We start from the raw sequence: 12,983 nt of genomic DNA, 5'->3' as shown, positions 1-12,983 counted from the left end.
CACCGGACCGGGGCCCACCGGTCAGCCGGGCAGGGCGTAGCGGCCGTCGTCCAGGGGGTCGACCAGACCGTCGGAGACCAGGGCGTCCAGGGCCCTCTCACGCTGGACGCCGTCGTCCCAGACCGCGTCCAGGGCGTCCTTGACCACCGGTTCGCGGGAGGCGCGCAGCACGGCGAGGAGCTTGCCGCGGACCTGGCGGTCGGTGCCCGCGTAGGTCTGTCCGCGCCGGGGCGGGCCGTCGTACGCGGGCTTCCCGGCGAGCTTCCAGGCGCACTGCCCGGCGATGGGGCAGTCCGCGCAGCGCGGCGAGCGGGCCGTGCAGACGAGGGCGCCCAGCTCCATCACCGCCACGCCCCAGCGGGCCGCGACGGAGGGTGTCGGCGGCAGGAGCGTCTCGGCCAGAGAGGTCTCCGCCTTGGTCTGGGTTTTCGGCGGGTACTCGATCCCGGTTTCGGTCCTGGCCAGGACCCGGCGCACGTTGGTGTCCAGAATGGCGTGCCGTTGCCCGTAGGCGAAGCTCGCGACCGCCGCCGCCGTGTACGCGCCGATCCCCGGGAGCGACAGCAGGGTCGCGTGGTCGTCGGGGACCTCGCCGCCGTGCTCCTCCGTGATGGCCACGGCGCAGGCGTGCAGGCGCAGGGCCCGGCGCGGGTAGCCGAGCCGGTTCCACATGCGGACCGCCTCGCCGGACGGCTCCTTGGCCAGGTGGGCGGGGGTGGGCCAGCGCTCCATCCAGGCCTCCCAGGCGGGGAGCACCCGCACGACGGGGGTCTGCTGGAGCATGATCTCGCTGACCAGGATGGACCAGGCCGTGGCCTCGGGGCGGCGCCAGGGCAGGTCCCTCGCGTTGGTCTCGTACCACGCCAGAACGGCGGTGCTGTAAGGGTTATCGCTCATCTTTAACGGGAAATCGGCGGGTTGAGTAGGTGGGTGGCACGCAAAACCGCAATACTACGGCCCATGGCGTCAAGTACCGGACAACCAGCACCCGTCAGCCGTGAGACCTACTGGAAGCGACGCGCCTTCGTACTGGCCGGCGCGATGCTGGTGTTCGCCCTGGTCGCGCTCGCGTTCCGGAACACCTCCGACGAAGGCGAGCCAGCGGGCTCCCAGGCGGCGATCGAGGAGCCCGAGGCCTCCTCCAGTGTCCCAGCCGAGGAGCCCTCCGACGCCGAAACCGAGGAAGAGGACGCGGATCCTTCCGCCTCACCCTCCCCGTCGGCGTCCCCGTCCGCCTCGCCCTCCGAGGGCGAAGGGGGCAAGGAGGACTCCGAGGGCGGATCCGGTGACGGTTCGGCCGAGGCCGCGGCCCCGGAGCGCCCCGAGGACCACTGCCGCCCGCAGGACGTCGTGGTCACCTTCGACTTCGCGGAGAAGGAGCGGGAGGTGTTCGGCGGCGGCGCCAAGCCCGAGTTCAAGGTGACCGTGGTCAACGTGGCCGAGCAGACCTGCACCGTGGACGTGGGGCCGGAGGCGATCGAGCTCAGGCTGGACTCCGGCGAGGACCGGATCTACTCCTCCGCCGACTGCGTCGAGGGCAACGGCAAGGAGGAGCGCCAGCTCACCCAGGGCCGCCCGCACGAGTACACCCTCAGCTGGGACCTGGAGCGCTCCTTCACCGACTGCCGCGACGGCGGTGCCAAGGCGCAGCCGGGCTGGTACAAGGCCAACCTGCGCGGGGACCTCGTCGGCAGCGTCGACCAGCTCGTGTTCCAGCTCAAAGCCTGATTCAGCTCCCGGGTCGGGACGGGTTCACACAAAACACACAACTCATCGTCACCGTGTGGCTACTATTCGTGTCGAACCTTGTTGTCGTCCCGGGAGTTCCCAGTGAATCGCATCGCCACCGCCCTGACCTGTGCCGCCGCCGCTGTCGCCTTCGCCGTGACGGCGACCGCGCCCGCCGCCGCCGACGAAGAGCGCAGGAGCGTCTACACGCTCGAGGTCTTCGGCGCCGTCGAGAAGAGCGGTGACACCGCCACGAGCTGGGCCCGGCAGGCCAGCCTGGAGTGCGACCCGGCGGGCGGCGAGCACCCCCGGGCCGACGAGGCCTGCGACCTCATCTCCCGGCACGGCGACATCGCCAGTGTGCGGGCCACGCCCGAGGGCGCCTGCACCATGGAGTACCGTCCGGTCACCGTCCGGGTCAGCGGCGCCGAGGACTACGAGGAGACCTTCGGCAACGCGTGCGCGCTGGCCAACGCCAAGGGCGTGATCTTCGACTTCTAGGCCGTCACTCCTCGGAGGAGCCACGGGCGGCGCCCCGCCGCCGCCCCCGTCGCTCCACCCAGGAGAGGGCCTCGCTCAGCTCCTCCACCTCGTGCACGCGGATTCCCTGGACCGGGTCGCCGAAGTGCTTGGGCACCACCGCCTGCGTGAAGCCCAGGCGCTGGGCCTCCGCGACCCGGCGGCGCACGCCGTTCACGCTGCGCACGTCACCGGCCAGCCCCACCTCACCGATCGCGATGAAGCCGCTCGGCAGGGCGACGTCGTTGTTGGAGCTGGCGGCGGCCAGGGCCAGGGCCAGGTCCACGGAGGGCTCGCCCAGCTTCACCCCGCCCACGGTCGAGGCGTACACGTCCATGTTGGCCAGCTTCATGCCGGTGCGCTTCTCCAGCACCGCGAGGATCATGTTCACCCGCGAGGTGTCCAGGCCCGAGGTCGCGCGGCGGGGAGCCGGGAGGGGGGTCGGCGCGACCAGCGCCTGCACCTCCGTGATCAGGGGTCGCCGTCCCTCCAGGGTGACGGTGACGCAGGTGCCCGGCACCGGGTCGGTCCGTTCGGTGAGGAAGAGCCCGCTGGGGTCGGGCAGACCGTAGATGCCCTTCTCGGTGAGCTCGAAGACGCCGATCTCGTCAGTGGGCCCGTAGCGGTTCTTGACCGCGCGGAGCAGGCGCAGCTGGGAGTGGCGCTCGCCCTCGAAGTGGAGGACGACGTCCACCAGGTGCTCCAGGAGGCGGGGACCGGCGATCGAGCCGTCCTTGGTGACGTGGCCGACCAGCACGGTGGCGATGCCGCGCTCCTTGGCGATCTGGATGAGCGCGCCGGTGACCTGCCGGATCTGGGTGACGCCGCCGGGGACGCCGGTGGCCTCGGGGGAGACCATGGTCTGCACCGAGTCGACGATCAGCAGCTGCGGCGCCACCGCGTCGACGTGGCTGGCCAGGGTGGCCACGGAGGTCTCGGCGGCGAGGAAGAGCTGGTCGGACAGGGCTCCGAGGCGTTCGGCGCGCAGCCGGACCTGCCCGGCCGACTCCTCACCGGTCACGTAGAGGACGGGGGCCTTGGCGGCGCGCATGGCCGCGACCTCCAGGAGGAGGGTCGACTTGCCCACCCCGGGCTCTCCCGCGAGGAGGACGACGCCGCCGGGCACCGCGCCGCCGCCCAGGACGCGGTCGAGTTCGTCCACCCCGGTGGGCACCGCCTCGGCGCTCTCCACGCTGATCTCGGTGATGGGGCGGGCCCGGGAGGTCACCGGGGCGGCCGCGACCGCCATGGGAGCGGGGGCTCCGGCCTCCTCGACGGTGCCCCAGGCCTGGCACTCGCCGCAGCGTCCCACCCACTTGAGGGTGGTCCATCCGCACTCGGCGCACCGGAACGTCGTCTTCGCTGCTTTTGCCATGGTCGCCACGCTAACGGCTGCGGGGGACAGGCCCGGGGGGAACCGGGGCCCTCAGGGAACACAAGAAAGTTACCTACCGGTTAGGTCAAGGATTTGGTAGGTCATGTTAGAGAATGTGTGGGGAGAGTCACCCTCGCCCCATGGCAGAACACTCCTGTGCCCCCGCTCCTTGGAGAGAGGAAACCCCTCGTGTTCCGTACGAACCGAACCCCCGCAATCCCCCGTTCCCCCGGAGGCGGTGGCCGCCCCGGCGGGCTGCGCCGCCTCGCCCGCCTCGCGGCCCCGCTGGCCCTCGCGGCCATGGGGATCTCGCTGGCGACCGCGCCCGTCGCCGCGGAGGAGGCCGAGTCGGCCGCCTTCGAGCACTACGTGGCCATCGGTGACTCCTTCGTCGCCGGTCCGCTCGTCCAGGCCCAGGCCAACATGCCGCTCCTCGGCTGCATGCAGTCCTCGGTCAACTACCCCAAGCGCCTCGCTGAGGAGCTGGGGATCACCGACCTCACCGACGTCAGCTGTTCGGGCGCGGTCATGAGCCACCTCTACGAGGCCCAGTTCGACGACACCCCGCCCCAGCTGGACGCGCTGCGGCCCGAGACCGACCTGGTCACGGTGGGGATCGCGGGCAACGACTTCGGCTTCTCCCAGGTCCTCATGGAGTGCGCCAAGCGCAGTCTGACCAACCCGCTGGGCAGCCCCTGCGCCGACCACTACGGCGATGAGCTCGACCAGCGGATCGAGGGCCTGCGGGGCGAGGTTTCGGGGGTGTACGCGGACATCGCGGAGCGCAGCCCGAACGCCACGGTCCTCAGCGTCGGCTACCTCCAGATCCTCCCGGAGAGCGGGGGCTGCTGGCCGAGCACGCCGATCTCCCGGGGTGACGTCCCGTTCCTCGACGCCGCGCAGACCAAGCTCAACGCGATGCTCCAGGAGGAGGCCACGGCCCAGGGGGCGGTCTTCGTGGACACCTTCGAGCGCGGCCACGACGTCTGCCAGGGTTCGAGCACCCGCTGGGTCGAGGGTCTGATCCCAGAGGACGGTGCGCCGATCCACCCGAACAACCTCGGCATGGCGGCGACGACCGACTTCGTGCGGTCCGCCCTGAACGTCCCGCAGCCCTAGGTCGTGTTTTTTTGGATCATTCCGCGCTCGCGACCACCAGGCTGCCTCTCACTGCGCCGATGAAGCTCGGACAGCCAAACCCGGGCTGACCTTCACTCATCGTCTTGCGAGAGATTGCCTGGACGGCCGCTCGCATCGATGGCGGCTCCGCCGCCACCGGCGAAAGCATCCAAAAACACTCCCTAGGGACGTGGTCGACGGACGGTAGTCGACCTCGGCGGGCAGGCGGTCGTTTGATGGTTCGATGACCGGTATGCCTGCCGAGGTCATGTGGTCTTTACCGTCTTTGGGGACGGATTGGGCCACGGAGAGTGATTTTCCTTGGTGTCTGTGTGACGAATGGTGGTGTGTTGGCGGCAGGGAGACCCGCGTCACAGTGGCGCGGGCTGCCCCGACGGACCAGGAGCACCACGTCATGCGAAAACCTCGGCACCACGAGCCAGCGCGGGCCTGCCGTTCCACCACGAACACGGGGCGGCAGGCCGCATCCGCCCGGACGCGCCGCCGATCGCGGCGCGCACTCCTCGCCACCGCCCTCGCGGCCGCGACCCTCGCCGCCGGGGGAGCCCCCGCGCAGGCCGAGATCGACCGGCCGGGAGACGACGCCACGGCCGCCCCGTCACGGGGCCCCGCGCACTCCCAGGACCGCGAGCGCGTCCACCAGTCCCTGGCCTCCACCGACGTGGAGAAGGCCGTCACCGCCGCCGAGTCCCAGAAGGGCAAGCCCTACGCCTGGGGCGGGACCGGACCCCACTCCTTCGACTGCTCCGGACTGGTGCAGCACTCCTTCGAGCAGGCCGGTGTGAGCCTGCCCCGCGTGGCCCAGGACCAGGTCGGTTCCGGGACCCGGGTGAGCTACTCCAACGCGCGCCGCGGCGACGTCCTGTACTGGACCGACAGCGGGGGATACGCCTACCACGTCGCGATCTACCTCGGCGGGGACCGCATGATCGACGCCCCGAGCTCCGGCGGGAAGATCGCCGAGCGGGACGTGACCCGCCACGACCTCGCCGGTGCCGTGCGGCTCTGACCCGCCGCCCCGGCGCCGCGTCGCGAGGCGCGCCGGTGTCGCTCCGACGGCCGTTCCCCGAGTGCCGGGGAACGGCCGTCCCTCCGGTCCCGCGCGTCCCGCCCGTTCCGTCCGGAGGGGCCCCGCCACGCCGTGTTCACACGCCCGCCCACCCCGGATCGCCGTGGAGCGCATAGTCTGGGAGGCGTGAGCCCTATCCAGGTCCCAGACGCGCCCGTGGTCCTCTCGTCGGCGTCGGTCTACCCGGAGAAGACCCCGGCCGCGTTCGAGATCGCCGCGAAGCTGGGGTACGACGGCGTTGAGGTCCTCGTCTCCTCCGACCCGGCCAGCCAGGACATCGAACTCCTGCGGCGCCTCTCGGACTATCACCAGATGCCCGTGACCGCGGTCCACTCCCCGTGTCTCGTCCTCACCCAGCGCGTGTGGGGCCGTGAGCCCTGGGGCAAGCTCGTCCGGTCCAAGGAGATGGCCGAGGCACTGGGCGCCTCGACGATCGTGGTGCACCCGGCCTTCCGCTGGCAGCGCGAGTACGCCCGTGACTTCGAGAACGGCGTGGCCCGCATGCAGGAGGAGACCGACGTGGTCTTCGCCGTCGAGAACATGTACCCGGTCCGGGTGCGCGAGCGCGAGGTCGTCCCCTACGCGCCGAGCTGGAACCCGCTCGACCGGGACTACCCGGACGTCACCCTCGACCTCTCCCACACCGCCATGTCCGGGTCCGACGCGATGGACATGGCCAGGCGGCTGGGCGACCGGCTCTCCCACGTGCACGTGGCCGACGGCTTCGGCGGCCAGAACCTGGACGAGCACCTGATCCCCGGACGCGGCAGCCAGCCCGTGGCGGAGCTGCTCGAACACCTCGCGGGAACCGGCTACGAGGGGCAGCTGGTGCTGGAGGTGAGCACCCGCAAGGCGGTGGACCGGGAGGCGCGCCTGCGTGAGCTGGCCGAGGCGCTGGCCTTCACCCGGCTGCACTTCGCGCAGGGTCCGCCCGAGCCGGAGCCCACGCTGGGCCGACGCGAACGCATCGCGCTGCTGCGCGGGCGCCCCCAGTCCCCGCCCCGGCGCTTCTCGGTCGACCCCGGGGGAGCGGTGGACGACGAGGGCACTCCCGACCAGGGCTGACCGGCCGGGGCCGGGCCCCTCCCCGGGGTGTCCACTCCGTGGGACGCGAGGCGGCGCGGGAGCCTCCGGGCCGCTAGCGTGGAGGGAACGCGCAGAGAGGACCCCTAATGATCGCGATCATCGGCGCAGGAAAGATGGGCGAGGCGCTGCTCGCCGGGCTGCTGGCCCAGGGCCACGCCCCGGAGGACGTGCTCGTCACGGAGCCGCGCGAGGAGCACGCGGCGGAGCTGCGCGCCCGCCACGGGGTCGAGACGGTTCCGGCGGAGGACGCCGCCAAGCGGGCGGGCACCCTGCTGCTCGCCCTCAAACCCCAGGACATGCTGGCCCTGCTGGACGACCTCGCTCCGCACCTGTCCGGCGAGCACCTGGTCATCTCGGTGGCCGCCGGGCTGACCACCGCCGTGATGGAGAACCACCTGCCCTCGGGCGTGCCGGTGGTGCGCGCGATGCCGAACACCCCGGCGCTCATGGGCCGGGGCATGACGGCCGTCGCCGGAGGGGCCTACGCCGGGGGCGAGCACCTGGACCGCGCCGAGGAGCTGCTGGGCGCCGTCGGTGAGGTACTGCGCGTCGGTGAGCAGCACATGGACACGGTCACCGCCATCTCCGGCAGCGGACCGGCCTACTTCTACTTCATCGCGGAGACCATGATCGAGGCCGGTGTGGCCATGGGTATGCCCCGGGTCACAGCGGAGCGCCTCGTGGGGCAGACGATCACCGGCGCCGCGGCCATGCTCGACGGTTCGGGGGAGCACCCGGTGGTCCTGAGGGAGGCCGTCACGTCACCCGGAGGGACCACGGCGGCCGCTCTCCGTGAGCTGGAACGACACGGGGTGCGCACGGCCTTCACGGACGCGATCGAGGCGGCGCGGGACCGCAGCAGGGCGCTGTCGGAGAGCTAGACGCCTTGTTTGTGACGTAAATCACAGATGGATTTCCTGGCGGCTCTGGTCGCGGGGCGTCGGACATTGCGTCCTACCTGACGAATAAAGTCGGGATAAGAGGGCTCGTCCCCTCTTCCCTCCTCGACTCCGTACGTCTTCCCCTCACTGATTCCGGGGCCCCATGACAACTCCTCAACCCCCTTCTGACCCGTCCAACTTCCCGGGCCAGCCCGGGTCCGCGACACCTCCCCCCGCTCCGAGCGGCCCGCAGACCCCGGTCGGCGGTCCCGCACCGGGAAGCGGTCCCGCCGCCCCGACCCCGTCCGGCGGCCAGCCGCCGCCCGTGGGCCGGCCTCCCGGAGGCCCGCCGCCCGGTGGGCCGCCCCCGATGGGGCAGGCCCCGAGCGGACCGCCCCCCGGCGGTCCCCACGGTCCCGGTGCTCCCGGCGGCCCCAATGGCCCCAATGGCCCCGGTGCTCCCGGCGGACCGAACGGTCCCGCCGGTCCGGGTGGGCCCCCTCCCGGACAGTTCGGCGGCCCGCCCCCGGTCGGCACCCCCTCCGGCGGCAACCCGCCCTTCGGCCCGCCCCCGGGAGGCCCGCCGCCCGGCGGCATGCCCCCCGGTGGGATGCCGCCCGGCGGTATGCCCCCCGGCCCGCCCGCCGGTCAGTTCGGCGGACCGCCGCCGCCCCTGCCCCCGCTCGGCCTCCTCAAGTCCAAGGCGGGGCTGCGCGCCGCGCTGCTCAACCTGTCCGGTGTCGGTGCGGGCTACTTCTACCTGCGCAGCTGGGTGTTCTTCGGGATCAACCTGGCCGTCACCGTCGGCCTGCTGGTCACGGCCGCCCTCATGGGCGCGGCCGACAACCTGCTCACCTGGGTTCCGGTTCTCCTGGGCTGGGTCCTGGTCACCGTCGTGCACGGCCTCCTCGCGGGCCGCAAGCACGACCGCCGCCTCATGGCGCGCGGAGAGGAGCCCCGGGCCACGGGCAAGCCGGTCGTCCTGGCCGCCTGCCTCGTCGTGGTCATGGCGCTCTCGCTGGTCGGCGTCTGGCAGACCGGCGAGTGGCGGCTCCGCGTCGCGGACGCCGCCCACGCCCAGGGCGACTGCGACAGCGCGATCGACACCTACGGACAGGTGGAGGGCGGCTTCCAGCTCTCCATGTCGCCGTCCCTGATGAGCCGGGCCCGCGCGGGCAGCGAGGCCTGCGAGATCCTCAGCCGGGCCCAGTCCGACGTCGCCAACGAGGCCTACGACCACGCGCTGGAGTCCTACACCGACTACTTCGCGCACGCCGGCGCCCGCTGGGAGGACACCGACGGCAGCATCGCGGAGATCCACTTCGACTACGCCGCCCAGCTCGCCGCCGACGCGGACGAGTCCTACAGCGGAACCGTGACCGACGAGGTCAGCGAGGCCTTCCGGAAGGCGCAGGAGACCTACGCCTTCGTCGCGGAGGACTTCTCCGACACCCCGTCCGCCGCCCAGGTGCCCGACGCCCTCGTCGAGCTGTACGACCTGGCCACCGGCGACTACCAGGCGGAGAACTGGTGTTCGGCCTTCGACCAGATCGGGATGTTCGACGACCTCACCTGGGACGCCGCGCCCGACATCGCGGAACGCATCGAGGAGGAGCGCCCCGACGCCGCCCTCAACTGCGGCTGGGCCCAGGTGGACTCCGGTGACCTCGACGACGCGGACGAGACCGTCGAGTTCCTGGAGGCCAACTACCCCGACCACGAGGCCGACGACGTCGAGAAGCTCACCAAGCACATCGGCGCCGGCCGCATCGAGCAGGAGATGGACCGCAGGACCATCTTCGGTGATTCCTCCATCGAGGACATGAGCCCGTACAGCACCGGCAACGGCGACAAGGTCGTCATCGAGTTCACCAACAACTCGCCGGAGGAGATGCACTTCATGTTCGTGGGCCCGGACGCGGTCCACGGCGAGGAGTTCACCGAGGCCTGTGAGGGCTGCGAGGTCTACTCCTCGCCGCCCACCGGCAACTCCTGCTTCGACGAGGGCGAGGTCATGAAGGTCGAGCTCGACCCGGGCGAGTACCGGCTGATGATCACCTCCACCGAGACCGGCCTCGGCAAGCCCCTCCACGGCACCAAGAAGCTCAAGGCGGGCGAGACCTACAAGTCCTGCTACTACAAGATGGAGAACAGCTAGGCACGCGCGGCGGCGGGACCGCCGCCATGGGCCCCGCGGCCCCGGAGGGACCCCCTCCGGGGCCGTTCCCGTCTCCTCGGGTGCGCGTCCCCGCCGGGAGCGCCCGGGAAACGAACCGGACCCGGGGTTCTGCCCGGGCCCGGCCTTGCGTACTGTGTGCTTCGGAGCACGCACACCTGAAACGGGGGTCACCACATGGGAGGGCGCACGTCCTGCTCGCTTCGGGTGGCATGGGACGACGGACTCACCGCCTACGACTTCGGGCCGCAACACCCGATGGCGCCGATCCGGGTCGAGCTGACCATGGCGCTCAGCCGCGAGTTCGGCGTCTTCGACGGTGCCGGGGTCGACTTCCTGGACGTCGAACCGGCCTCCGACGAACTCCTCTCCCTGGTGCACGACCCCGCCTACGTCGAGGCGGTCAAGCGGGCCGGTCGGACCCTGGAGCCCGACGACACCCACATGCTCGGCACCACCGACAACCCCGTGTTCCCGCACATGCACGAGGCCTCCGCGCTGATCGCGGGCGCCTCGGTGGCCGCCGCGAGAGCCGTGTGGACCGGCGAGAGCGCGCACGCCGCCAACATCGCGGGCGGCCTCCACCACGCCATGCACGGCAACGCGTGGGGGTTCTGCGTCTACAACGACCCCGCGCTGGCCATCGCCTGGCTCCTGGAGCAGGGCGCCAAGCGCGTCGCCTACGTCGACGTGGACGTCCACCACGGGGACGGCGTCCAGAACGCCTTCTACGACGACCCCCGGGTCCTCACCATCAGCCTCCACGAGTCACCGGCGACCCTGTTCCCGGGCACCGGACACGCCTCGGAGGTCGGCGGCCCCAACGCCGAGGGCTACGCCGTCAACGTCCCCCTGCCCGCCGGGACCGGGGACACCGGCTGGCACCGCGCCTTCGACGCCGTGGTCCCGCCCCTGCTGCACGAGTTCCAGCCCGAGATCCTGGTGACCCAGCAGGGTTGCGACACCCACGCCCTCGACCCCCTCGCCAACCTCACGCTCAGCGTGGACGGCCAGCGCCGGGCCTACGAGGAGCTCCACAAGCTGGCGCGCAAGACGGCGGGCGGCCGCTGGCTGCTGTTCGGGGGCGGCGGCTACGGTCTCGTCCACGTCGTGCCCCGTGCCTGGACCCACCTCCTCGCGGAGGCGGCGGGATCGCCGATCGACCCGGACCGCGAGACCCCGCAGGGGTGGCGCGACTTCGTGCGCCAGCGCACCGGCGAGCTGGCCCCGCTCTACATGACCGACGGCCGGGGGGTCTCCTTCACCCCCTTCGAGCAGGGTTACGACCCGGGGGACCCCGTCGACCGGGCCATCCACGCGACCCGCACCGCCGTCTTCCCGAGTCACGGGATCGACCCCACCCTCTGACCGGTTCCCTCCGCCCCGCCTCCGGCGCCGCCGACGGGTCACGCCACGGTGAAATCTCCGGGATGGCGGCGTGGCGCGCGTTCAGCGGGTAGGAAGGTGATGAATACCGGGCGAACAGGAGCCGAAGCCGTGGTGGTCGCGCGGCGTGTCACCGGCTCGCCGCGCAGACGAGGAAGGGGAACGCAGGTGACGCCGCCGACACGCGCCGAACTCATCACCTATCTGGTTCGCACGGGGATCGCGGGGCACGTCGACACCCCACGGCAGAACAACCTGCGCCACTACCGGCGGCTCGTGCAGAAGGACCCGTACCACCAGTTCGGGCTGACCTTCTCGCACGACTGGACGTACGCCGAGGTCCTCGCCCTGATGAACAAGCGCTGCGGTGTGGTGGGGGACGCGGAGTACGTGTGGGGGATCGACACGATCGACCCCGACCTCACCATCGACGCGCTGGAGGCCCTCGCGGACCGGCTGGCGCTGGCGGCCACGCGTCAGGAGAGCGTCATGTTCGCCACCGGGCACCCGCGCAACCTGCGGGAGACCTACCAGGCGTGGAAGGACGCGCTCACCGCACGCGGGTGCAAGGTCCTCACGGCGGCGGGCGGCTACTCCTACGAGGTGACCACCGAACGGCCTCCGAACCGGCGGATCGTGGTCTGGAGGGAGGACGTGGCCCTCGTGACGGACGGGAACCTGCCCCGGCACAGCCACCACCCCTTCGCGATGCGGGCGATCCTGGCCGAGCTGACGGACCGGGGCGAGCCATGGCCGCAGTTGGTCATCGCGGATCACGGTTTCGCGGGTGCGGCGGGGGAGGCGGGGGTGCCCACGATGGGCTTCGCGGACTGCAACGACCCCGCCCTGTTCCTCGCTGAGCACGAGGGAAAACTCCTGGTCACCGTGCCTCTGGACGATGGATACCTGCCCGAGGACTACGCTCCGCTGCGCGACTACGTGCTCGCCAGAGCGGGCCTTCTTTGAGCGTGGTCGGCCATTTATACCCACCGTTAAACCTCATCTGACCCGTGGTCACCGCACAACCACGAAGACCGCACGAACGACCTTCCGTAGAGGGGAACTCGGCTCTACTCTGAAAACGGACGTGTCAGTAGTGACAGCATGACACGCTGGCGTGTCGGTGGGGCGGGGACTGTTTCGCCGGAGTCCCCCGAGCACCGTGAGGCACGCCAGGGCTGAACGGTAGACAAATGCTCACGTCCGGGAATGAGGGCGTCGGAAGATGAACGGGAGCAAACCGCCTCTCGAAGAGGTCAGGTTCCTGACCGTGGCGGAGGTCGCCACGATCATGCGTGTGTCCAAGATGACCGTTTACCGAATGGTGCACTCGGGAGTTCTCCCCGCGATTCGTGTGGGGCGTTCCTACCGGGTCCCCGAACGAGCCGTGCACGACTACCTCCGCGAGGCTTTCGTCGAGGCTGGCTGACGAACCAGGCCGGACCCGGGGGCGGGGCCCTCTGACCCAGCACCCGATCCGCCGACCACTCAGGGGCGATGTTCCCCAGCATCGCCCCTGACGTGTGCCGTCCCCCGTCTCCGGCGCCGTCCCCACGGCGCCGGTACCGCTCCTCTCACCGGGCGCCGAACCCGCCGAAACCGGGCCGTACCTGGAGGAGGCTC

The 12,983-nt window shown here is 71.4% G+C and carries 12 protein-coding genes; 10 read left to right on the top strand and 2 right to left on the bottom strand.

The features are described from left to right. Positions 1-21 precede the first annotated feature (21 nt). The gene (locus AC0VYL_RS25065; RefSeq protein WP_475456493.1) at positions 22-897 is read right to left on the bottom strand and encodes an HhH-GPD family protein; all 876 of its coding nucleotides are present in this window, start codon (positions 895-897) and stop codon (positions 22-24) included. 144 nt (positions 898-1,041) lie between these two features. On the opposite strand from AC0VYL_RS25065, the gene AC0VYL_RS25060 reads away from it, so the two are divergent. Both AC0VYL_RS25060 and AC0VYL_RS25055 read left to right on the top strand, forming a co-directional pair. Continuing rightward, positions 1,042-1,728, top strand: coding sequence for a hypothetical protein (locus AC0VYL_RS25060; protein ID WP_475463252.1), 687 nt, complete (start codon positions 1,042-1,044; stop codon positions 1,726-1,728). Positions 1,729-1,830: 102 nt separating this feature from the next. Then, complete coding sequence (locus AC0VYL_RS25055; protein WP_475456491.1) at positions 1,831-2,229, top strand: SSI family serine proteinase inhibitor; 399 nt, start codon at positions 1,831-1,833, stop codon at positions 2,227-2,229. A gap of 4 nt (positions 2,230-2,233) precedes the next feature. Here AC0VYL_RS25055 and radA read toward each other — a convergent pair whose 3' ends face one another. Further along, positions 2,234-3,622 (bottom strand): DNA repair protein RadA, encoded by a 1,389-nt coding sequence (radA, locus tag AC0VYL_RS25050; RefSeq protein WP_475481641.1) that lies wholly within the window; start codon positions 3,620-3,622, stop codon positions 2,234-2,236. Between the two features lie 189 nt (positions 3,623-3,811). Between radA and AC0VYL_RS25045 the strand changes: the two genes are divergently transcribed. The 8 genes from AC0VYL_RS25045 (at position 3,812) to AC0VYL_RS25010 (ending at position 12,789) form a co-directional block, all read left to right on the top strand. Further along, complete coding sequence (locus tag AC0VYL_RS25045) at positions 3,812-4,741, top strand: SGNH/GDSL hydrolase family protein (RefSeq protein WP_475481640.1); 930 nt, start codon at positions 3,812-3,814, stop codon at positions 4,739-4,741. 415 nt (positions 4,742-5,156) lie between these two features. Continuing rightward, positions 5,157-5,771, top strand: coding sequence for a C40 family peptidase (locus tag AC0VYL_RS25040; protein ID WP_475481639.1), 615 nt, complete (start codon positions 5,157-5,159; stop codon positions 5,769-5,771). Positions 5,772-5,957: 186 nt separating this feature from the next. After that, entirely contained in the window at positions 5,958-6,896 is a 939-nt protein-coding gene (locus AC0VYL_RS25035; RefSeq protein WP_378738719.1) for a sugar phosphate isomerase/epimerase family protein, read from the top strand. 107 nt (positions 6,897-7,003) lie between these two features. Further along, positions 7,004-7,798: a pyrroline-5-carboxylate reductase gene (proC, locus tag AC0VYL_RS25030; protein ID WP_475456483.1), complete on the top strand. Its 795-nt coding sequence runs from the start codon at positions 7,004-7,006 to the stop codon at positions 7,796-7,798. A gap of 610 nt (positions 7,799-8,408) precedes the next feature. Continuing rightward, positions 8,409-9,956, top strand: coding sequence for a tetratricopeptide repeat protein (locus AC0VYL_RS25025; RefSeq protein ID WP_475463250.1), 1,548 nt, complete (start codon positions 8,409-8,411; stop codon positions 9,954-9,956). A 225-nt stretch (positions 9,957-10,181) separates the two neighbouring features. Beyond that, positions 10,182-11,342: an acetoin utilization protein AcuC gene (locus AC0VYL_RS25020; protein WP_475456481.1), complete on the top strand. Its 1,161-nt coding sequence runs from the start codon at positions 10,182-10,184 to the stop codon at positions 11,340-11,342. Between the two features lie 186 nt (positions 11,343-11,528). Next, on the top strand, positions 11,529-12,326 hold the full coding sequence (locus AC0VYL_RS25015) for a phosphatase (protein WP_475481638.1): 798 nt from the start codon (positions 11,529-11,531) through the stop codon (positions 12,324-12,326). A gap of 259 nt (positions 12,327-12,585) precedes the next feature. Further along, on the top strand, positions 12,586-12,789 hold the full coding sequence (locus tag AC0VYL_RS25010) for a helix-turn-helix domain-containing protein (RefSeq protein WP_013155995.1): 204 nt from the start codon (positions 12,586-12,588) through the stop codon (positions 12,787-12,789). Positions 12,790-12,983 lie beyond the last annotated feature (194 nt).

This window comes from Nocardiopsis sp. iso_238, assembly GCF_056173325.1.
This window is presented reverse-complemented; position numbering and strand designations above follow the sequence as displayed.